Below are 21,163 nucleotides of genomic sequence, written 5' to 3'. Positions count from 1 at the left end.
GTCTATCAGGGGTAATGAGAACTGAACCCCAGCCGATTGCTAGTGTCTCGCATGCGGTTCGGAAGTCTATCAGGGGTAATGAGAACTGAACCCCAGCGTCGGTCGCACCACCCGCGTGCGTGCGCGAAGTCTATCAGGGGTAATGAGAACTGAACCCCAGCAAAGGAGATACAACAACACTATGAAGCAGAAGTCTATCAGGGGTAATGAGAACTGAACCCCAGCCTCCCCTTTCTATGCTCTGATCCCCTGTGAAGTCTATCAGGGGTAATGAGAACTGAACCCCAGCGTATCCTTTTGCCTGCGCATTTCCGCACGAAGTCTATCAGGGGTAATGAGAACTGAACCCCAGCATATGCCAGCCCTTATCTTTTAAAGTTTGAAGTCTATCAGGGGTAATGAGAACTGAACCCCAGCCCTTCGATGAGTAGGTGCTCCGAGCTCGGAAGTCTATCAGGGGTAATGAGAACTGAACCCCAGCTTGGTGGGTGTCCTTTTCTAGTCGAATTGAAGTCTATCAGGGGTAATGAGAACTGAACCCCAGCCAAAGAAATCTATTAAGGAGTGGATAAAAACATCTTTCATCCTTAGAAACCATTGACCCCAGTTCCCACCCCGGCTACGTTGGTTCCTACCTACCCCTGAAGGAGGAACCATGTTACTGGCAGAGGCATTAGCAGAGCGCGCGCAGGCGCAGGAACGGCTCAATGAGCTGCGCGAGCGCCTGCTCTCCGTCGTGCGCGTGCAGGAGGGCGATACCCCGGACGAGGATCCGGCCGAGCTTTTGCGCGAGTTGGAGGGCATTACCGGGCGCATCGATAAGCTCGTGCAGGCCATCAATGCCACGAACGTGGCCACCGATTTCGATGGCGAGAAGAACCTGATGCAGGCACTTGCGCTTCGCGATGGCCTCGTGCGCACCCGCCGCATCTACCACGACCTCGCCCAGGCCGCGGGCGCGCGGCAGGACCGCTACTCCCGCGCGGAGATTAAGTTCGTGGCCACGCTGCCGGTAGCAGAGCTGCGCAAGCGGGTCGATGACCTGTCCAAGCAGTACCGGGAGCTTGATACCCGCATCCAACAGTTGAACTGGAATACGGAACTGATAACTCCATAGCGAAGCTTTAGTCATGCCACGCCGCGCGCGTGGCGGTAGCCTTTACGCACTTGCAGCGAGTATGCCCCCGCCTTCGAGGGGAAATTCGAGGACATCTTGGCACCCTTTGGCGTTAAAGGGTTGAGGAAGTTCGAGTCTTCCCACCGTATAGATGACCGCGCCAGCATAGGGCACACGGGTACATTGCGGGATAACCCCTCGCAGTTATTGAGTATCGATTATTACCAGCATGCTGGGCAGTGCGTAGAGGTGAGGGTTGGGAATGGGGACTAAACTTTTTCGCGCCCACTATGCTGGGCGCTATGAGCGAGCAGAAGAAATACAGCACCGAAAATCCGTTCCGTGAGGAATTGTGGCGCCCGGTTGAGGGCTTTGGGGATCTCACGGACGTCACCTATCACCGCCTGGCGGCGGACGGTCGGAAGAATGGCATCGTGCGCATCGCTATCGACAGGCCGGAGGTGCGCAATGCCTTCCGGCCGCACACCGTGGATGAGCTGTATCGCACCTTGGATCACGCCCGCCGCACCCCGGATGTGGGCACGATCTTGCTCACCGGCAATGGGCCTTCGCAAAAGGATGGCGGCTGGGCGTTTTGTTCCGGCGGCGACCAGCGCATTCGCGGCCGTTCCGGATACCGTTACGCCACCGAGCACGCCCACGATGATGCGACGGCGGATGAATCCAGCGTCGACGAGGCCCGTGCGAAGGTCGAAGGCGGCCGCCTGCACATCCTGGAGGTCCAGCGGCTTATCCGCACCATGCCCAAGGTGGTTATCGCCGTGGTCAATGGGTGGGCCGCCGGTGGTGGGCACTCGTTGCACGTGGTCTGCGATATGACCGTGGCCTCCCGCCAGGAGGCGCGCTTTAAGCAGACGGATGCGGACGTCGGATCCTTCGATGCGGGCTACGGCTCGGCCTACCTGGCCAAGATGGTGGGCCAGAAATTCGCCCGCGAGATCTTCTTTTTGGGCCGCACCTACGATGCCCAGCGCATGTATGAGATGGGCGCGGTCAATGAGGTCGCAGACCACGGCGAGCTCGAGGACGCCGCCATCCGCATGGGCCAGGAGATCAACATGAAATCCCCCACTGCCCAGCGCATGCTGAAATTCGCGTTCAACCTTACCGATGATGGCCTGATGGGCCAGCAGGTCTTCGCCGGCGAGGCCACCCGCCTGGCCTATATGACCGATGAGGCCGTCGAGGGCAAGCAGTCCTTCCTGGACAAGCGCGAGCCCAACTGGGACGAGTTCCCGTACTACTACTAAGGAGTGCCCCGCACCGTGCTCATCGCATTTTGTATCCTGCTCGCGGTCCTCGCCGTCGCGGGCGTGCTCGGCTCGCGCGTGTGGATGCTGCGCAGCATTAAAGAGGCCGAGGCCAATAACGAGCGACCCTTTGATCAGGAGGACAGCCACCGCTGATCCCTGTATCGACTCACCCCGGCCGCAACCGGGGTTTGTCCCGCCGTGGCCTTAAGATCTAGTGCCGTGACTATCCTCGCCCCCTTGCCCGTCGATCCGCACGACCCCGCGACCATCCTGCCGGACCTCGAATCCGCCATTGCCGGTAGGTCCTGCTTTTTGCCGCTGCCGCTTGCCGATGCCACCCGCGCCACCCTCCTGCGCAATTCCCAACGCGCCGGCGAGCCCATCGCCGAGGACATCGCGCTCGTGGTCTCCACCTCCGGGTCCACCGGCACCCCAAAGGGCGCACAATTAACACCGGCCAACCTGGTCGCCAGCGCCGATGCCACCCACCAGGTCCTTGGCGGCCCTGGGCAATGGCTCTTGGCGATGCCCGCCCATCACATCGCTGGCATCCAGGTCCTCATCCGTTCCCTAGTGGCCGGGGTGGATCCGCTCTGCCTCGATCTCAGCGCGGGCTTCAATATCTCTGCCTTCGCCCGCGCCGCAGCGGAGCTCTCCCGCACCGGCGACCGCACCTACACCGCGCTCACCCCGCTGCAGCTGGCCAAAGCCATGGATGTGCCGGAGGGCATCGACGCGCTCCAAGGTTTCGATGCCATCTTAGTGGGCGGTGCCGCCATCCACCCGCGCCTGCACGCCGCGGCCACGGACCGAGGCATCACTATTACCACCACCTACGGTTCCTCCGAAACCGCCGGCGGCTGCGTCTACGACGGCCGCCCGCTGCCTGGGACGACCGCCCGCGTCCAAGACGGCCGCATCCTGCTGGGCGGGCCCACCATCGCGCGGGGCTACCGCAACGCCCCAAGCCACGAGGCTTTTCCCGGAAACGGGTGGTTCGCCACTTCCGATGCCGGCGTCATCGAAAACGGCATCCTTACCGTGACCGGACGCCTCGATAATGTCATCGACTCCGGCGGGCTGAAGCTGCACCCGGAGGTCTTGGAACGCGAGCTCCTCCGCGTGCCGGGGGTTGACGAGGCATGCGTCGTCGGCATCCCGCACCCGCGGCTGGGCCAGGCCATCGTGGCCGCCTATACCGGTAAGGCCGAGCTTGGCGATATCTTCGAAGCCTTCGAAGACGCCGAACTCCCCCGATGGCAGCTGCCTAAGGATTTAAAGCACCTCGCGGACTTTCCTACCACCGGCCCCGGCAAGATTGACCGCCACGCCGTTGCCGCCCTCTTTAGCGCCTAACTTCCACCGCGGGCTCCGGCCCCGGCCTCGACTCCAGCCCCGACCCCGGCTTCCTGATTGCTAAACGCCGCTAACCCAGTGGCACAATGGTGGCTATGACTTCATCAGCCGGTAATTATTCCGCTACCGCACAGGATTGGATCAATGGCGCCCGCCCGCATACGTGGGCTAATGCCTTCGCACCCGTAATCGCCGGTACGGGCGCGGCCTTCGGCATTAATAGCGGGCATATCGGCCGCGCGGTGCTCGCGCTCATCGTGGCGTGGGCGCTTATCATCGGCGTGAACTATGCCAATGACTATTCCGATGGCATCCGCGGCACCGATGATGACCGCACCGGCCCGCAGCGCCTGACCGGCAGCGGGCTTGCGCAACCGCGCCACGTGAAATACGCCGCGTTCGGGTGCTTTGCCGTCGCAGGCTTAGCCGGAATCATCCTGTCGCTGGCCGCTGGTGCTTGGTGGCTCATCCTCATCGGCGCGCTGTGCATCGCCGGTGCGTGGTTTTATACCGGTGGCAAGAACCCCTACGGCTACCGCGGCCTGGGCGAGGTCGCCGTCTTTATATTCTTCGGCCTCGTCGCCGTGCTCGGCACCGAATTTACCCAAGCCGGCCGCATTTCCTGGACGGGCCTAGCGCTGGCCATCGGCATCGGCGCCATGAGCTCCGGGGTGAACCTGGTCAATAATATCCGCGATATTCCCTCCGATGCCGAGGCCGGCAAGATCACCCTCTCGGTGCGGCTGGGCAATAAGAACGCCCGCCTGCTCTTTACCGGCCTGCTGCTCTTGCCCTTTGTGCTCACCATCGCGGTTGCCTTCGACAGCTGGCTTGCGCTCGCAGGCCTGGTCTACTTCCCGTTTGCGCTCCGCGCGGTGCGCACCGTCAATCGCGGTGCCACTGGGCCCCAGCTCATCCCCGTGCTGGGGCTGACCGGGCGCGCCATGCTCATCTGGGCAGTGATCGAAGCCATCGCCGTCGCCCTGGTCTAGTCCGCGCCTAGGCCTCCGCGCGGCCTTCCAATTCGGCCTGCACCCACCGCTTGTGCGCCTTGCGCTGCGCGGAGTATTCCGCCAGCGTCTGCGTGGCCTCGATGCGCCAGTTTTTAAAGATCAGCATCGATAGCGGCAGGGCGACAAAGAGCGCCAGGAGCGCTGCCATGAGGATAGGGATGGGGAAACCAATCGCTACCGCCAGCAGCTCGATGACCGCGGTGAGCGCGATAAAAAGCACCACGCGCGCGAGCCCGTATTTCCATAGCGCCTTGCGGGAGCGACGGCGCAGTTCGGGGTCCGGTTTCGGTGGCTCAGGGTTGTGCGTCATGGGGGTCGATTGTACGCCGTACAGGTAGAATAATCTGCATGGGTCGACTAATCCTCCTACTGCTTTTTGTCCTCGCCGCCTACCTGGTGTGGAAGGCCTTTGGGCCATCATCCTGGAAGTCCCGCCAGGTTGAAGAACAACCGCGTTCCATCAAGGGCCCCGATGATGACGAGGAATTCCTGTGGAACCTGGAAAAGGAGCGCTTCAAGCAGCGCCGCAGGCAGGAGGCCGAGGAAGAAAAACGCCGCCAGCGCCGCACTCGCGACGCCGACGGCAAAGGTGATTCAAAGGGCCAAGACGACAACCAGGATTAACCCTTTGGCACGAACCGCATCTCAAGTCCCAGCGCTTCTGCCACTGCGGTAACCTTCTCCCACCGCACGCCTGCCCCACCGTGTTCGATGGTGTGGAGGGTGGAGCGGGAGACTTGGGCGGCATCGGCAAGCTGCTGCTGGACGATGCCCAACTCACGCCGCCGCTGCGCAATCTGCGCGCCCAAGCCCAGGATGAGCTCGTTATCGCCGGCGGGCTTACCCTGCTTATTGCGCGGGCTATGGTTCGTGGCCATTTAGTTCAGCCCCGCATAGGAGTGCAGGCCGGAGACCACCATATTGATGAAGAAGAGGTTGAATACCATCGCCGCCATGGCCAAAACGTTGATCCACGGCGCCGCCTTGCGGAAGGCCGGGGTCGCCCGCGCGTGCAGGTAGGCCGCATAGAGAATCCAGGTGGCAAAGGACATGGTTTCCTTCGGATCCCAGCCCCAAAAGCGACCCCACGCGGATTCGGCCCAGATGGCGCCCAAGATGATGCCCAGGCCCAAGGTGGGCAGGGTGATAACGGCCAAGCGGTACGCCAAGCGGTCAATCTTGGCCGCGGATGGCAGCGGATAAGCCAGAGCACCAAAGATGCCACGCTCCGCGTTTTTTGGCTGCCATTGGCGCAACAGGGTCAATAGCGAGATGATGCCGGAAATGATGCCGATGGACGCGCCCAAGGACACCACCGTGACGTGAATGGGCAGCCAGTGCGATTGCAGGGCCGGCACCACAGGTGCGGACTCCGCATATAGCTTGGTGGAGCCGTAAAACATCAGCGCCAGCACAGGGGTAAGGATCCACGGCCAGACCGTGCGCCATTCCTTGCGCTGCATGGCGATATTGCCCACCAAGAGCACGCCGAAGGACACCATCAACACGTACTCGTAAAGGTTGCCAAACGGGAAACGGCCCGTGGCCAGCCCGCGCAGCACGATGGCCGCGGCGTGCAGGGCAATGCCAACCCACATCAGTGAGCTGGTCATGCCGCCGAGCTTATCCAGCTTGCGTTCCTTCTCCGCGACTTCTTCCTCGCTCAAGGTTGCGGCCGCAGACGCCGCCTCAGCCTCGTAGTCGGTGCCTACATCCGTTGCGCCCGTGCCGGTTGCAGCGTCAGCACCGGTATCGCCGCCGCCAGCCCCGGCGGCGGGAGCAGCCGCGGCAGCCTCGGCCCCGGCGCCGACCAATACCTTGGACGCCTCCGAGCGGTTGACGCGACGCGCCTCGATGAGGCTACGTATGCGGCCGTAGTACAACAGCGACATAAGAAGCGCGACGCAGTACACCACGAATGCGGTCTGCACCGCGAGATCCGAGAAGTTCGACAGATTCTGATCGATCTGCAAGGGAGTCCACCTAGCCTTCACACGTGCGGGATGATGCTGATTACCTTACTCATGCAAGCAGCGGGATCCAACTATAGTTGGATCAATCATCAGTATAGAGTTTGTCTTCTTCCACCTCATCTGGATCCGGAAGCTCCAAGAGCGCGCGGTGCAGCTCGTGGAATTCCTCGGACCAGCCGGCGCGGTCGGTGCGGGCGAGACCACCCATCTCGATGGCGGTACCGCCAGCGGAATCCGACCGCAGGCGAATATAGACGCGGCGGCGCTTAATCATCAACGAGGCCACGAGGGATACCAGCATGACAAGTGCTGACACCAGCACCCACTTCTGGAATGGGTCATAGGAGACCTGGTAATTGGCAAACTCATTGGCGCCGTTGAAGGTGATCTTGGTGCCATCGTCAAGCGTGACGTCATCGCCCTGGCTCAGGTTCACGCGGTCGATCTTCTGCAGCTGCCCGGAGTGCACCAGGCTTGAATCCAGCGAAAAGAGCGACTGCGGGGTACCTGTATCGAGGCCGGCATCGCCGCGATAAATATCGACCGCCAGCGCCGGATCATTCAGGCCCGGGTGGGAGGACTGCAAAAGCTTGCCATTCTCACCGCTCCACTCGGCCGTCGGGGCGAAGAGGCCTTGGATGGCCAGCTGGTTTTGGCGGCGCTCGAAAAGATCCGGGTACATGCCCGCCGGCGGGTCAAAGCGCAGCACGCCCGAAGACAGGAAGAAGGTCGTGTCAGTGGGCTGGAATTGGATGGTCTGCGTGCGCTTTTCACCATCCGGCCACTCCACCGTCACCGTCGGCGCATAGCCATGCCCCTGCAGGTAGACGCGGTTTTGCGCCAGCCGCAGCGGGTGGTTGACCTTGAGCTCATAGTCCTTCCATTCGGAAGAATCCTTATAAATATCGTCGCCCTCTGCGTAAGAAACGTTGGAAGTAAACATCTCCGCCTGGCCATTGGGCAGGTACTTCGCGGTAAAGTCGTGCGCGGTCATGCAGAAGGGGTGGAGCCCGGTGCCATCGAAAAGCGGTCCTGCCCGGAAGGAGTCAAAGTTCGAGGTGGAAGTATTACAAAACTCCGTGGACTGCTCCAGCGAAGTATTGCCGCCCTGCGAACCGGACTCTGTAACCACGATGACCTGGCCCTCGTAGTTGACCAGGCGGCCGGCGGCCACGGTGACCAGGATCGCCACCAACGCGACGTGGAAAATGAGGTTGGCCAGCTCGCGGCCGTAGCCGCGCTCGGCGGAAAAGGCGTGCACCCCGGCGCGGTCCTCATCCGGGGTGTATTCGGCCACGCGCCACTTTTTCAGGCGCTTGTGGATCTCCGCGCTGAGTTCTTCCTCGCTCTTTCCCGAATGCCCCTCGGCGCTGAGCGGCAGGCGGTGCAGGTACTTCGGCGCGCGCGTGGGCTGCGTGCGCCACGCCTTGTAGTGATCGATGGAGCGCGGAATGATGCAGCCAATGAGCGAGACCGTCAACAGCAGGAAGATGGCTTGGAACCAGATGGAGGAAAAGACATCAAAAAGCTGCAGCTTATCGTAGATTTCCGCGACGGTGCCATTGGATTCGATGAACTCCTGCACGTTCTGCTCGTTCAGATCGCGCTGCGGCAAGAGGGATCCGGGGATGGCGGCGAGCGCCAGCAGGAAAAGCAGGGCCAGCGCGGTACGCATGCTGGTAAGCCAGCGCCAGGCTTTGCGGATATATTTCACGTTTCTCCTAAATGAGGGTTGCGCCGTAGTCCACGGTCCATTTCTGGATATAGGAAATAAACTCGCCCCACAGGCCGGTAATCAGGGCAACGCCCACGAGGATCATCGCCACGCCGCCGATGATCTGAATGGTGCGCGAGTGCTTGCGGGCCCACGAAATGGTGCGCATCGCCCGCGCGGACCCCAGCGCCACCAGCAGGAACGGCAGGCCAAGGCCCAAGCAATAGCCCACGATGAGCAGGGCGCCGCGGGCTGCGGTCACGCCTTCGGTGCCGGCGGAAATGGACACGATCGCCGCCAGCGTGGGTCCCAGGCACGGCGTCCAGCCCAGTGCGAAGACGCCGCCCAAAAGCGGCGCGCCCAGCCACGTCGTCCAGCGCTTCGGCGCCAGGCGGGTGTCTTTCTGCAGCGCCGGAATCGCACCCAGGAAAACCACGCCCATCAAGATGGTGACGCCGCCGCCCACGCGCATCAGCGTATCGGCGTTGAGCGTGAGCGCAGAAATTGCGCCAAAGACCGAGACCGTCGCCAGCACAAAGACCACGGTAAAGCCCAAGATGAACAGCGCTGCCGCCAGCACGACGGCCCATTGCCTGCGCTTGCCGACGCCCACCCCCAGCTTCTCGTCATAGCTCACCTCACCGCCAACCACGCTGGCGAGGTAGGAGATATAGCCGGGCACCAGCGGGATGACGCAGGGGCTGGCAAAGCTGACAAGACCCGCCAGAGCCGCGGCGAGGATGCCGAGGATCAACGGGCCGGAGGTGGCAGCCTCGGCAAACGAACCGCCGATATTTGCTGCGTAATCCATTTATTCCTTTTCTAACTTATCCACAACATCCATCACGTCATCGGTAGTGATGGACCGCAAGAAAACGGTAGCCGGACGGTGTTGCTTATCCAAGACGATCGTGGTCGGCACCACGGACGTAGGCACGCCGCCGAGCGCCGCGGCCGTCTTAAACGGCGGGTCATAGATGGAGGGGTACTCCAGGCCGTTATCGTCCAAGAAGTCATTGGATACCTGCGGGTTATAGTCGCGCACGTTGATGCCTAAGACCGTACCCAGGTCGCGTTTTTGCAGCTCTGCGTGCACCGCCTGCAGGTCATCGGCCTCAGCGCGGCACGGCGCGCACCACTGGCCCCAAGAATTCAAGACCACGACTTGGCCCTCGTAATCGTCCAAAGAAATGGTCTTATCCGTATCGCGGACATCGGCGCCGCTGAAGCTGCGCAGCGGTTTCCTATCGGCTTCCTCGTAGTGGATTTCCCGCTCCCCACCCGGGGAGATGAATTCAAACTCGCCGCCGGTAGCCACCGCGTTTTGTGCATTGTCGGCGTCCTGCGTACAGGCGGTCAAGGTCAGGGCGGTTATAGAAAGCGCAGCTGCCACAACGCGCGTTGCCGCACGGGTGCGTGTGCGTGCCATTAAATCTCCTGCGCCGGCGAGGAATAGAAGATATCGGTGACCTGGTTATCCTCAAAAAGCAGCGAGGTTACCGAGGCCAACGCGCACTCGCGGTTCCACGGCGCATGCGGCAGGCGCTGGCCCAGCACCGTGCGCTGCACCATCACGATGGGCAGCTGGTGGCTCACCAGCACGGCCTCGTGGCCTTCTGCCGCGGTATGCGCGCGGTCGACCGCACCGAGCATGCGCTCGGCGATGCCCTCATACGCCTCACCCCACGACGGCTCCAGCGGGTTAGTCAGCTTGGGCCAGTGCCGCGGGTTCCACAGCGCCGATCGCAGGCCCTTGGTGCGCAAGCCCTCGAATTGGTTGCCGGACTCAATGAGCGTCTTATCGACGTCCACATTTAACCCCGTCACCTGCGCAATCGGCCGCGCCGTTTCCTGCGCGCGCTGCAGCGGCGAGGCCGCCAAATAGGTCACATCATGATCGCGGAAGCTTTCCGCCGTCCGCGCGGCCATGGAATGCCCGCGCGAGGATAGGTGATAGCCCGGAATGCGCCCGTACAGAATCTTGCCCGGGTTGTGTACCTCGCCATGGCGCACGAGGTGAACGATGGTGCGTGTCATGTCTCTCCTTGTTGAGCAGGCCTAATTGTGCAGGCCTAGTTGCGCAGGCCTTATTGTGCGGGACGCGCTGCGGCCGCGGCCTTCGCGGCGGGCTTGAGGGCGGCGTCGATGCGCTCGAAGTCGGCATCGCCAAGAGCATCAGAGACGAACCAAGTCTCGAACGCGCTCGGTGCCACGTAGATGCCGTTTTCAAGCAACGCGTGGAAGAACGGGGCAAAGCGGAAGTTCTCCGCGGCCTGCATGTCCGCGAAGTTGCGGCCCTCGCCCTCTGCAAAGCGAATGGAGAACATGGATGCCGCGCGCTGAATGTGGTGCGCCACGCCCTCGGCTTCCAGCGCGGAAGAAATCATCGCGCCGAGCTGGTCGGCCTTTTCTTGCAGGCGGGGGTAGAGGGATTCATCGGCAAGCTGCAGCGACTTCAGGCCCGAGGCCATCGCCACCGGATTACCGGACAAGGTGCCAGCCTGGTAGACCGGACCATCCGGCGCCAGGTAGTCCATGACCTCGGCGCGACCGCCAAAGGCCGCAGCCGGCAAGCCACCGGAAACCACCTTGCCAAAGGTCACCAAGTCCGCCGCCACGCCCTCGACGCCGTACCAGCCCTTATACGAGGTGCGGAAGCCGGTCATGACCTCGTCGAGGATGAGCAGGGCGCCATCGGCATGCGCAATTTCCTTCAGCGCCGCGTTGAAGCCCTCATTCGGGGCCACGGTGCCCATATTGCCGGCAGAGGCCTCCGCAATGATGCAGGCAATCTGGCCCTCGTTCTCTGCGAAGGCCTCGCGCACCGCATCCAGATCGTTATAAGGAACGACGATGGTGTCCTTCGCCGTCGCACCCGTAACGCCCGGCGAATCCGGCAGGCCGAACGTCGCCACGCCCGAGCCCGCCGATGCCAGCAGCGCATCCACGTGCCCGTGGTAGCAACCCTCAAACTTCAGCACCTTCGCGCGGCCGGTGTATCCGCGGGCCAAACGCACCGCCGACATGGTCGCCTCCGTACCGGAGTTAACCATGCGCACCTTATTAGCCGCGGTGCGCTTGACGATTTCCTCCGCCAGCAGCGCCTCACCCTCTGTCGGCGTGCCAAAACTCAGCCCGCCGGTGGCAGCCCGCTGCACGGCCTCGACGATTTCCGGGTGCGCGTTGCCGTGGATCATCGGGCCATAAGAGCTCACGAGGTCGACGTACTCATTACCGTCGACATCCCACAGGCGCGATCCCGCGCCCCGCTCAATCACGCGGGCTTGGCCACCCACGGAACCGAAAGCGCGCACCGGCGAGTTCACCCCGCCCGGGATCACTTTGGAAGAACGCTCGAACCACTGTTGCGACTGGGAAGTATTAGGCATGTCTGTCATTCTAGCGACTCGCGCGCCATACAAAAGTTTGACTGTGCATGTCGGCGTAATTCACAGCAACCCTCCAACGTTCCCTGAAGTTCCGTGATACGTCATAGAAACGGCATTCCCGCTGAGATGGCACACTAGGAAGGTATGAAGATTGCATTTTTAGGAACCGGACGCATGGGCACCGAGCTGGCCCGCCACCTACTAGCTGAACACGAGCTGACGGTGTGGAACCGGACCGCCGAGCGCGCGCAACCGCTCGTGGACGAGGGCGCGGCGCGCGCCGATACCCCCGCCGCCGCCATCGAGGGCGCCGAGGTCATCATCACCTCGCTCTTCGGCCCCGACCAGATCCGCGAGGTGGTCATCGAGCCACAGCTCATCCCCGAGGGCATTACCTGGATCGACACCACCACGGTCTCGCCTGACGATGCCCGCGAGTTCGCCGCCGCCGTCGACTCATACGTCCACTCCCCCGTCGTGGGTTCGCTGGGCCCGGCGCGGGAGGGCAACCTAGGCGTTTATGTCGGCACGCCCGACGATGACCGCCGCGAGGTCGCCCTCGGCCTTGCCGAGGCTTGGGCCGGCGAAGAAAAGCTGATTGGGGTGGAAACGGCGGCGACGGCGGCCATCGGCAAGCTGCTGGCTAACCTTGCCCTAGCCGTGACCGCCGAAGGCCTGCTGGAGGCCCTGCAGCTCGGTGAATCCGAGGGGCTCGATTCCGAGGTCATCCTGCAGATGCTCGACATCACCGGGCTATCGTTCATGTCGAATATGAAAGGCCCGTTCATCACCGGCGAGCGCAATACCGACCCGGGCGATTTCACCGTCGATGCCCTGGCCAAGGACGCCAAGCTCATGGAGAGCACCTCCGATAAGCCCCTGCCCGCCGTAACTGCTGCCATCGAACGGTTCGCCGAGATGCAGGACATGGGCCACGGGAACCAGGACTTCTCTTCCATCTTCGTTTTCCGCAATAAGGGCTAGTTATTCACATGTCGCGTCAACGAACTGCGGCTTTTAGCGCTTTTGGGGCGAGTTATCCACAGGCCCCGCCCGCGCGCCGCGCTTTAGTTGCGCTATCACCTTAAGCTGCGGGGCATGACAGCACTTCAGGCATACCTCGCGGCTTTAGCGCCCGGCATCGACATCGTCGCCGGGTGCACTGGCATGTCCGCCCGCGAGCTGCGCGCGGCAGGTGCGCCGAACCGGACTGCGCGCACGCTGCTCACGCTTGCCGATGCCTTCTTCTCCCCCACCTCCTTTTCCCGGCAACAACGCCGCGCCGTGGCCGCCGCCCGCGAACGCGCCCACGCGCTGCCAACGCTCGAGGTCATCGAGCGCTACGCCACGCGCGCCAAGACCAAGCGCCAGGCGTGGCAGCTGCGGGTGGAGCTCTGCCGCACCGCCGCGGATACCGATGAGATGGAAAAGCTCGCGCGCAAAAAGCTGCGCGAGATCAATCCGCCCACCCCGCCGCGCCCTGGCGTGCGCATTCGCCGCCGCAAGGACGCGCCGTGGACGCTCGCGATTACCGGGCCGTCCTCCCTCATCGCGGACTTAGAGTCCAACCTGGACGAGGATGCGCCTTTAGATTCCGTCGCGGGGCTTTTCTCCGGCTCCGGCGCTCCGCGCCCCACGGTGACGACCAATGCGATCATCACGCTCGACGAGCTCGACCGCATCATCGACGGCGACGGCGAGGAAATCACCATCCAACTCACCAACGGCGCGCGGCTTACTGGCGCCGAATTGGTCGCGCGTGCCCTATCCGAACGTGGCCTTATCACCCTCGTGCATCCCTTCGAGGGCGCGGTGAACCTCTACCGCACCGAGCGCATGGCCAACGAGAAGCAGCGGCTCATGGCCGCCGCCGAAAATCCCGTCTGCCCGTGGCCGCGATGCAATTATCCCGCGGATAAGTGCCAAATCCACCACCTGGAAGCCTGGCAACACGGCGGCGATACCAATATGTCCAACCTTGCAGCCTGCTGCCCGTATCACAACGGCGTCAACGACGATGACCCGAATGGGCCGCCGCGCCGCGGTCGCCTCGCCCGCAGACGCGGGCGGGTGGTGTGGCAACCACCCTGGGCCGATGCCGTGCCCGATGCAGTGCCCGGCCCCAGCGCCGAACCCTAGCGCTAGCGCCCAGCCCCGGCCGCGGCCGCTATTCCCGGCCGAGGATTAAGCCTGCGCGCATGCCAGGCAACGACCCCTGTGCAAGGTTTCCGCACGCGCGGAATCGCCCACAAGCGCCTGTTCAGGCAGCAGTAACCCTGCTGCCTGTTTAGGCATGCCCAAATCCGCTTCGCTGCTTATTCGAATCGCGTCGCGGTTCAGCCGTGCCACCGCCGGTGATTCTTAACTACCGGCAGCGTTAACCGCGGCTGACGCCAACTGCTGACGCCAACTGCTGGCGGCACTAGCTGCGGCCGACGCTGGCTTCCGGTGGTGCTAGCCACAGGTGACGCTAGGTTCTAGGCCTAGCTGCGGGGCGCAGGTGTGTGACTTAGCTGCTAGCGATGCGGGCTGCGGCAGCGCGCGCATCCGCGATGACCGCAGGCACACCCACGCCGCCGGCCCAGGCGCCCGTGACGTCGACGCCGGGGGACTGGGTCAAGGAATCGCGCACGGCTGCCACGGTGTCGAGGTGGGTGGCATCGAAGCGCGGCAGGCCGCCGAACCAGCGCTGGGTGAAGATTTCGGCGACGCCTGCCGCGCGGCCATCGAAGCCGGTCAGGCGCTGCAGGTCATCGAGGGCGTAGTCCACGAGGTCATCTTCTTCGGCGCGGACGATGGCGTCGTCGCCGAACCGACCGAACGAGGCACGCACCAGCGCCCCGCCGCGCTCTGCTAGGTGCGGCCACTTGCACGACGACAGCGTGAAAGCCTTTGCGTGCACGTCATCTTGGTCGGTGGCGACGAGGATGCCGGAGTTTTGCGGCAACGAGGTGCCGGAGGGATCGGTGTCGGAGTCGAATTTGAGGCCCACGACTGCCGATGCCGCCAGCTTCACCCCCTTCAACCGCGTCGCCGCATCCGGAGCCACGTTGGGCAGCAAGCGCGCGGCGGTCGGCGCCGGGGTAGCTACCAACACGCGGTCGAAAGGCGCAGTATCGCCCGGCGCGCCGGCCAGGCGGAACTTATCGCCCTCGCGTGTGATGCCAGAAATGAACGTGTCAACGAAAATCTTGGCGCGGGATTTTTCGGCCAGGGTCTCATAAAGTTCGGCGTAGCCGCCGCGGAAGGTCTGGAAAACGGGCCCGCCGGCGCTGGGATTATCCGCGCGGGCTTCCTCGAGGGAGCGCACGGCCGCAGAGAGGGTGACGGGACCGGAGGCGGCGAGGGTATCGAGGGCATCGGCAAGCGTGGGGATGGTGGCGCGCAGGCCCAGGTCATCGGCGGTGCACGAGTACACCCCGCCCAGCAGCGCAGAAACCACGTGGTCCACCAGGTCCCCGCCGTATTGTTGACGCACCAACTCACCGACCGAGACGTCGCCGCCCACGGTCCATTCGAAGGGCTGCTCATTATCGATGCGCCGCGCCGTGTCCTCCGAAACCAGGTGCGCAACGGGCTCGGAACGCGACGGAATGCCCATCACGCCGCCCTGTGGCAGGGACTTCAGCTCCCCGCTGTAGACCAGCGAGCGCAAACCTGACGGGTCAACTAAACTGCCGGCGAGGCCGAGGGTGTGGAAGAAGTCCACGGCATCGCGCCGACGGGCGAGGAAGGCCTCGGCGCCCATGTCGGTGGGGCCGTCATTAAATGGCACGGAATACAGCTTCCCGCCGATGCGCCCGGCGGCCTCGAAAACCTCGACGTCGTGGTCGCGCAGTTCGTAGGCGGCGGTAAGGCCGGCGAGGCCGGCACCGATGATGGCAATACGCATTTAGCCCTCCTCGTGAATGATGGATACGGCGCGGGTGATGGCCTCCGCGTCGGTGGTGGGCAGCACCCCGTGCCCAAGGTTCCAGATGTGGGTGTCGATATCGCCGCGCTGCTGGGCGCGCTCCACCTCGCCGCGGATGGTGCGCACGGCCTGGCGCACGGCATCGTCGCCGGCAAAAAGCAGCGCCGGGTCGAGGTTGCCCTGCAGCACGCGCGAGTTCACGCGCTGGGCGGCGGCGTCCATGGCCACGCGGTAGTCCACGCCCATAACCTCGGAGCCGGCTTCGGACATCGCCTGTAGCAGCTCGCCGGTGCCCACGCCGAAGTGGATGCGCGGAATATCGACGCTGGCCAGGATTTCCTGCGAATATGGCAGCACGAACTCGCGGTAGTCACGCTCGTTGAGGTAGCCGGCCCAGGAATCGAAAAGCTGCATGGCGTCGATGCCGGCATCGACCTGCACCCGCAGGAAATTGATAATGGTGGGCACGAGCCGGCGCATGAGCATGTGCCACGTCTCGGGCTCAGCGTGCATGAGCGCCTTGGTGCGCTCGTGGTTCTTGGAGGGACCTCCCTCGATAAGGTAGCTGGCCAGGGTAAATGGCGCGCCAACGAAGCCGATGAGCGCTTGGGTCTCGGTCAGCTCGCCGAGGATTCCCGCAATGCCTTGGGCCACTTCGGGCACGTCGGCTTCCAAAATAGGCAGCTTGCCGATGTCCCCCTTCTCCCTCACCGCCTTCTCCATCACCGGCCCGCGGCCGGGCACGATGTCAACGTTGACGCCGGCGGCCTTGAGCGGGACCACGATATCGGAAAAGAGGATGGCCGCGTCCACGTCGTGGCGGCGCACCGGCTGCAGGGTGATTTCTGCGAGGAGTTCCGGCATGAAACAAGAATCCAGCATGCCGATGCCCTCGCGGGCGGCGCGGTACTCCGGCAGGGAGCGACCAGCTTGACGCATCAACCAAACTGGTGGGCGGGAGGGGGTGCGGCCGAGCGCGGCATCGATAATGGGGGCGCGGTTAAGTCGAGACATACTCCTCATTATGAATCAAAAGTTGGAGCAGGGGCTAATTTGCCGCGCCGCTGGCCGCGCGCTCCCGCCCCGCAAGCCAGGCGTCAGTCGCGCCCGTGGAGGCTGCGGTGGGCAATGAACCGGTTGGACTGCGGCCGGAAAAGCAGAACCACCGCGATAAGCAGCGTCACGGCGATAAGCAGCAGGCCGAGCCCGCCAATGCCAAGCGCCAGGGCTGCGATATTGAAAAAGAGGGCAATCGCGATGACAACTGAGATAATGCGGCGCGCCCACTTCGATCCGTTGGCGAGTTGTGCGGAAAAGAGCGCCAAAATGATCGCACCGATGATATTAAATACAGAGACGAATAGGCGGTTCGACCGCACATACTCCGCGATTCGCGAGTCCGAGGGCTCTATCTGCTCGCCGCCTCCGCCGAAGATGCCGACCATGCCGCTGACCAGCATGATGACGGCGGCGACAACGAGCACCCAATACGCCCACTGGAGCGGGCGCGGCCACACGGACAAGTCTTGATCCTGCGTGGTGTTTTGCACGGGACGGTTATAGTCGCGGGGCCCTGGTCGTTGATTTTTATCCGCAGGACCGTCGCTTCGACCGTCATCGCGCCGGCCGTGGCCGGGGAACATGCTGGTCATCGGTTGTCCTTGTGGTCATCGCCCCTGTTTTGGGCACCGTAATTCCGCGAAGGTTGATTGCGACCGCCTTTATCTTTGGGGTCCTTTTGCTTGGTGTCCTTCTCTTTGGCGTCTTTTTCTTTGGCTTCCTGCTTTTCGCGCTTCTCGCGCTCTTTATCGCGGCGCGCCTGCTCGAGTTCTTTTTCCAGCTCGCGCATTTGCTCGAGCTCGCCGGTGTAGTCGAGGGTGTCGGGCTTAACGGAGAAGATGAGCCCCAATACGGCGGCGACGCCAACCAGGATTTGCACCATACCGTCGGCGGCAAAGAGCCAGTCGGGGACATCGGCACCCGCGGGCGTGACCATGAAGGTGAGCAGGATGCGGAAACCGAAGTAGATGGAAAAGGCGAACCAGATGCGGCGCGAGGTGCCCGCGCGTTTTGATGGCCCTGCCAGCGACTTCAGCAAAAACAGCAGCAGCACCAGCACGCCGATGGCAATGGCAGCCGACAGCGCCACCGACCCATAGGCGGCCATTTCAATAAAGGAGTCCGAAACTTCTTCGCCGTCTTCGCCACCCGAGGTGCTGTCGACCATCTGCTTGGCCTGTGCCATGAGCACATCGTGGTTGAGCAGGGTCAGCACCACATTGAGGATTTGGTGGACGGTCTCGCCGGCGACGACGCCCAGCCAGAGCCACAGCATGTAGACCACGGTCTCGGGGCGCTTGGAACCGCCCTGCGAGCCCTTGCCGCGCTGACCGCGCGGGCCATGCGGGGCGCCGCCCTGCGGCGACCCGGGCCCCGGTTCAGGACGCGATTCTCGTTGTGGCTCTCGCTGCTTATCGCGCTGGGGCCCCTGCTGGCCGCGCGGGTCACCTGCCTGCGGGTCGCTGGGCTGCGGCTCCTGCTGACCGTGCGGGTCGCCAGCCTGAGGCGACCCGGGCTGCGGCGGCTCGGGGCGCGGCGACGCGGGCGGCGGCGTCGGACGAGAAGAAGGCTGTGTCACAAGAATCCTTTACTTGAGCAGGCGTGCGGCTTCGGTGGCGAAGTACGTCAGGATCTGGTCGGCGCCGGCGCGCTTGAAGGCGGTGAGAGACTCGAGCATGATGGCCTCGCCATCGACCCAGCCGTTGGCGGCGCCGGCCTTGATCATCGCGTACTCGCCGGAGACTTGGTACACGGCGACGGGCACCGAGGAGGTCTCCGCGATTGCGGACAAGACATCCAAATACGGCAAGCCCGGCTTGACCATGACGAAGTCGGCGCCCTCCTCGATATCGAGCTCGGCCTCCAGGAGGGATTCGCGGAAGTTGCGGGGGTCCTGCTGGTAGGTGCGGCGGTCGCCCTCTAGGGAGGAACCGACGGCCTCGCGGAACGGTCCGAAGAAGGCGGAGGCGTACTTCGCGGAGTAGGCCATGATGGAGACGTCGTCGCGCCCGGCCTCATCGAGATCGGCGCGGATGGCGGCAACCTGGCCGTCCATCATGCCAGACGGCGAAATGATCTGAGCGCCGGCTTCGGCCTGGGAGCGGGCCATCTTTTGGTAGAGCTGGACGGATTCATCGTTAAGCACGCGGCCCTGGTCATCGAGGACACCGCAGTGCCCGTGCGAGGTGAACTCGTCGAGGCAGGTATCGGCCATGATGATGAGGTCATCGCCAAATTCCTCGCGCAGGGTGGCGATGCCGCGGTTCAAAATGCCGTCTGGGTTCCAGGCCACGGAGCCGGTGGCGTCCTTGTCCTTATCTAGCGGAACGCCGAATAGGTCCACGCAGGTAACGCCGGCCTCGAGGGCCTCCTCAGTCGCGCGGCGCAGCGAATCAAAGGAGTGCTGGTACACGCCGGGCATGGAGGAAATCTCATTCGGCTCATCGAGGCCGTCTGCGATAAACATCGGCAAAATCAGATCCGATGGGCGCAGCGTGGTTTCGGCCACGAGGTTACGCATCTGCGGCGTGGAGCGCAGGCGGCGGGGGCGGCGGGCAGGAAATGAGCTCATTGGGTACTCCTTAGAGCGAGACTAAAAACTTACGCCTTCTCGACCTTAGTAGTCTTCTTGCGCGCGCGACGCTTCTTGCGGGGCGCGGGAAGGTTACCGGCGGCGCGAAGGGCGGCGACGTGGCTGGCGAGGGCATCGACAAGCGCGGGCACGTCCGCAACATCCGGCACGACATCGACGCGCAGGCCCAGCTCTTCTGCTGCTGCGCTTGCCGATGGCCCGATGCACGCAATGATCGTCCGCTGGTGCGGCTTGCCGGCAATGCCCACTAGGTTGCGCACGGTGGATCCGGAGGTAAAGGCCACAGCATCGAAGCCACCGGTCTTGATCATGTCGCGGATTTCGGCCGAGGGCGGGGCCGCGCGCACGGTGCGGTAGGCCACGACGTCATCGACGTCCCACTGGAGGGCCTGGAGGCCATCGACAAGCGTATCGGCGGCGATACCTGTGCGCGGCAGGAGCACGCGGCTGACGGCGTCGATGTCTTCGACGTAATTGGGAAAGACCTCGAGCAGGCCCTCGGCGTTTTGCTTCTTCTTGTGCGGCAAAAGCTCCGGCACCATGCCCTTGGCGCGGATGGCATTGGCGGTCTTGGTGCCCACGGCGGCAAGGTGCACGCCGGCGAAATCGCGCGCGTCCAGGCCGAGCTGGGAAATCTTATCCCACACGGCGGTCACGGCATTGACGGAGGTAAAGACGATCCACTTGTAGCGGCCCTCGACGATGCCCTTGATGGCACGGTCCATCTGCGCCGGGTTGCGGGGTGGCTCGATGGAAATCGTCGGCACGTTCTGCGGGATGGCGCCGTAGCCGGCCAGGCGCGCGGACATCGGCCCGGCCTGTTCCTTAGTGCGCGGCACCAGCACGCGCCAGCCGTAGAGCGGGCGGTTTTCCCACCACGAGTACTTGGTGCGGTCATCGATGCTGCGGCCGAGTGTGACCACCAGCGGGCCGGACAAGTCCGCGTCCAGCTTGGCGATGGTCCCCAGCGTCGTCTCATACGTGCGCTGCAGGCGCGTGGTGCCGTGGACGGTCACAAAGGCCTCGGTTTCCGCCGGCATGCCGCGCTGCTGCAGCTCGGTGGAAATGTCCGCCAAGTCTTCCTTGGTGGCCTGCAAGACGATGGGCTGGGTGGCATTGGCGAGCGCGTCCCAGTCGGCGCCATCGGTGACATCGGCCTCCGTGTACGTCGATCCGAGCGCCAGCCCGGCAAAGGACGGTACGGTCGAGGGCAGGGACATGCCCGGCACGACCTGGAACTCTAGGCCGGCGGAGGCCACGGCGTTGATTTCGGCCTTGATGGATTCGCGGTTGAGCGGGTTACCGGTCACGAGGCGGATGACGTCCTCGCCATCGGCCTCGGCAAGGCACTCGCGCAGCTGGCTTACGATGTCCTCGCCCGGTGCATAGAGCACCGCGGCTGTCGGTGCCGGTGGGCGGGGCGGCTTGCGGCGTGCGCCCTTGGCCTTAGCATCGGCGCACATCTGCGCGTATTCCTCTTCCGCGGCATCCAACAGCTCTTGTGGGACGGGCAGCGCGGTGGCGACAGCATCGCGCACGCCCTGCATGACCTGCGGATCGGCCACGGCGATAGCGTTATTGGCCAGAACTTCGCGGGCGCGGACGGTCAGCAGGTCTGGGTTTCCCGGACCAGCGCCCACGAAGACGATCTTGCCCAACTGGGTGTCTGACACAGCATTGCTCATAAAGTTCTTTTCTAGATCTGGGCCCGCGGCACCGCACACGGACATGATCGCCTGCAGTGTTTCTCCCCGCGCCGTCG

At 63.6% G+C, this 21,163-nt stretch carries 22 protein-coding genes and 1 CRISPR repeat array (1 of these 23 cut by a window edge); of the genes, 8 read left to right on the top strand and 14 right to left on the bottom strand.

Features of this window, described 5'->3' with window-relative positions; genetic code table 11:
* A CRISPR array of direct repeats spans positions 1-545; the repeat unit is 36 nt; unit sequence GAAGTCTATCAGGGGTAATGAGAACTGAACCCCAGC (it extends 579 nt beyond the left edge of the window).
* A gap of 110 nt (positions 546-655) precedes the next feature.
* The 5 genes from ABRP87_RS02785 to ABRP87_RS02765 all read left to right on the top strand — a co-directional run bounded on the left by ABRP87_RS02785 (position 656) and on the right by ABRP87_RS02765 (position 4,739).
* The gene (locus ABRP87_RS02785) at positions 656-1,117 is read left to right on the top strand and encodes a DIP1984 family protein (RefSeq protein WP_284628522.1); all 462 of its coding nucleotides are present in this window, start codon (positions 656-658) and stop codon (positions 1,115-1,117) included.
* A 302-nt stretch (positions 1,118-1,419) separates the two neighbouring features.
* Positions 1,420-2,388: a 1,4-dihydroxy-2-naphthoyl-CoA synthase gene (locus ABRP87_RS02780; protein WP_034653771.1), complete on the top strand. Its 969-nt coding sequence runs from the start codon at positions 1,420-1,422 to the stop codon at positions 2,386-2,388.
* A gap of 15 nt (positions 2,389-2,403) precedes the next feature.
* Positions 2,404-2,544, top strand: a complete 141-nt coding sequence (locus tag ABRP87_RS02775; protein ID WP_349867600.1) for a hypothetical protein — start codon at positions 2,404-2,406, stop codon at positions 2,542-2,544.
* A 66-nt stretch (positions 2,545-2,610) separates the two neighbouring features.
* Positions 2,611-3,747: an o-succinylbenzoate--CoA ligase gene (menE, locus tag ABRP87_RS02770; protein WP_349867599.1), complete on the top strand. Its 1,137-nt coding sequence runs from the start codon at positions 2,611-2,613 to the stop codon at positions 3,745-3,747.
* Between the two features lie 86 nt (positions 3,748-3,833).
* Positions 3,834-4,739, top strand: a complete 906-nt coding sequence (locus ABRP87_RS02765) for a 1,4-dihydroxy-2-naphthoate polyprenyltransferase (RefSeq protein WP_349867598.1) — start codon at positions 3,834-3,836, stop codon at positions 4,737-4,739.
* A 7-nt stretch (positions 4,740-4,746) separates the two neighbouring features.
* Here ABRP87_RS02765 and ABRP87_RS02760 read toward each other — a convergent pair whose 3' ends face one another.
* The gene (locus ABRP87_RS02760) at positions 4,747-5,070 is read right to left on the bottom strand and encodes a DUF4229 domain-containing protein (protein ID WP_298693946.1); all 324 of its coding nucleotides are present in this window, start codon (positions 5,068-5,070) and stop codon (positions 4,747-4,749) included.
* A 38-nt stretch (positions 5,071-5,108) separates the two neighbouring features.
* Between ABRP87_RS02760 and ABRP87_RS02755 the strand changes: the two genes are divergently transcribed.
* A complete protein-coding gene (locus ABRP87_RS02755; RefSeq protein WP_349867597.1) occupies positions 5,109-5,384 on the top strand; it encodes a hypothetical protein in 276 nt (91 codons plus the stop codon).
* On the opposite strand, the gene ABRP87_RS02750 is transcribed toward ABRP87_RS02755, so the two are convergent.
* The 7 genes from ABRP87_RS02750 to hemL all read right to left on the bottom strand — a co-directional run bounded on the left by ABRP87_RS02750 (position 5,381) and on the right by hemL (position 11,845).
* The gene (locus ABRP87_RS02750; RefSeq protein WP_349867596.1) at positions 5,381-5,638 is read right to left on the bottom strand and encodes a helix-turn-helix domain-containing protein; all 258 of its coding nucleotides are present in this window, start codon (positions 5,636-5,638) and stop codon (positions 5,381-5,383) included. The genes ABRP87_RS02755 and ABRP87_RS02750 overlap by 4 nt on opposite strands.
* Positions 5,639-6,733 (bottom strand): c-type cytochrome biogenesis protein CcsB, encoded by a 1,095-nt coding sequence (gene ccsB / locus ABRP87_RS02745; protein WP_298693952.1) that lies wholly within the window; start codon positions 6,731-6,733, stop codon positions 5,639-5,641.
* An 82-nt stretch (positions 6,734-6,815) separates the two neighbouring features.
* Entirely contained in the window at positions 6,816-8,447 is a 1,632-nt protein-coding gene (locus tag ABRP87_RS02740; protein ID WP_349867595.1) for a cytochrome c biogenesis protein ResB, read from the bottom strand.
* 7 nt (positions 8,448-8,454) lie between these two features.
* Positions 8,455-9,258, bottom strand: coding sequence for a cytochrome c biogenesis CcdA family protein (locus ABRP87_RS02735; RefSeq protein ID WP_349867594.1), 804 nt, complete (start codon positions 9,256-9,258; stop codon positions 8,455-8,457).
* Positions 9,259-9,876, bottom strand: a complete 618-nt coding sequence (locus ABRP87_RS02730; RefSeq protein WP_349867593.1) for a TlpA disulfide reductase family protein — start codon at positions 9,874-9,876, stop codon at positions 9,259-9,261.
* The gene (locus ABRP87_RS02725) at positions 9,876-10,484 is read right to left on the bottom strand and encodes a histidine phosphatase family protein (protein ID WP_023025111.1); all 609 of its coding nucleotides are present in this window, start codon (positions 10,482-10,484) and stop codon (positions 9,876-9,878) included. The genes ABRP87_RS02730 and ABRP87_RS02725 overlap by 1 nt, the downstream gene beginning before the upstream one ends.
* A 50-nt stretch (positions 10,485-10,534) precedes the next feature.
* A complete protein-coding gene (gene hemL / locus ABRP87_RS02720; protein ID WP_349867592.1) occupies positions 10,535-11,845 on the bottom strand; it encodes a glutamate-1-semialdehyde 2,1-aminomutase in 1,311 nt (436 codons plus the stop codon).
* Positions 11,846-11,980: 135 nt separating this feature from the next.
* Between hemL and ABRP87_RS02715 the strand changes: the two genes are divergently transcribed.
* Together ABRP87_RS02715 and ABRP87_RS02710 are read left to right on the top strand one after the other, a co-directional pair.
* Positions 11,981-12,820: an NAD(P)-dependent oxidoreductase gene (locus ABRP87_RS02715; protein ID WP_349867591.1), complete on the top strand. Its 840-nt coding sequence runs from the start codon at positions 11,981-11,983 to the stop codon at positions 12,818-12,820.
* A gap of 114 nt (positions 12,821-12,934) precedes the next feature.
* Positions 12,935-13,975, top strand: coding sequence for an HNH endonuclease signature motif containing protein (locus ABRP87_RS02710; protein ID WP_349867590.1), 1,041 nt, complete (start codon positions 12,935-12,937; stop codon positions 13,973-13,975).
* A gap of 370 nt (positions 13,976-14,345) precedes the next feature.
* On the opposite strand, the gene ABRP87_RS02705 is transcribed toward ABRP87_RS02710, so the two are convergent.
* The 6 genes from ABRP87_RS02705 to ABRP87_RS02680 all read right to left on the bottom strand — a co-directional run bounded on the left by ABRP87_RS02705 (position 14,346) and on the right by ABRP87_RS02680 (position 21,086).
* On the bottom strand, positions 14,346-15,728 hold the full coding sequence (locus ABRP87_RS02705; protein ID WP_349867589.1) for a protoporphyrinogen oxidase: 1,383 nt from the start codon (positions 15,726-15,728) through the stop codon (positions 14,346-14,348).
* Positions 15,729-16,763 carry a uroporphyrinogen decarboxylase gene (gene hemE / locus ABRP87_RS02700; protein WP_349867588.1) on the bottom strand — a complete coding sequence of 345 codons (1,035 nt, stop codon included), beginning with the start codon at positions 16,761-16,763 and terminating at the stop codon, positions 15,729-15,731.
* A gap of 83 nt (positions 16,764-16,846) precedes the next feature.
* Complete coding sequence (locus tag ABRP87_RS02695; RefSeq protein WP_349867587.1) at positions 16,847-17,401, bottom strand: tellurium resistance protein TerC; 555 nt, start codon at positions 17,399-17,401, stop codon at positions 16,847-16,849.
* Positions 17,398-18,387: a proline-rich domain-containing protein gene (locus tag ABRP87_RS02690; protein WP_023025104.1), complete on the bottom strand. Its 990-nt coding sequence runs from the start codon at positions 18,385-18,387 to the stop codon at positions 17,398-17,400. The genes ABRP87_RS02695 and ABRP87_RS02690 overlap by 4 nt, the downstream gene beginning before the upstream one ends.
* Positions 18,388-18,396: 9 nt before the next feature.
* Positions 18,397-19,380 (bottom strand): porphobilinogen synthase, encoded by a 984-nt coding sequence (hemB, locus tag ABRP87_RS02685; protein WP_349867586.1) that lies wholly within the window; start codon positions 19,378-19,380, stop codon positions 18,397-18,399.
* Between the two features lie 29 nt (positions 19,381-19,409).
* On the bottom strand, positions 19,410-21,086 hold the full coding sequence (locus tag ABRP87_RS02680; protein WP_349867585.1) for a bifunctional uroporphyrinogen-III C-methyltransferase/uroporphyrinogen-III synthase: 1,677 nt from the start codon (positions 21,084-21,086) through the stop codon (positions 19,410-19,412).
* Positions 21,087-21,163 lie beyond the last annotated feature (77 nt).

The sequence above is a fragment of the Corynebacterium sp. KPL2830 genome (genome assembly GCF_040225635.1).
Classification (GTDB): domain Bacteria; phylum Actinomycetota; class Actinomycetes; order Mycobacteriales; family Mycobacteriaceae; genus Corynebacterium.
The sequence above is the reverse complement of the archived record's forward strand: the minus strand, read 5'-3'. Positions and strand labels throughout refer to the sequence as shown.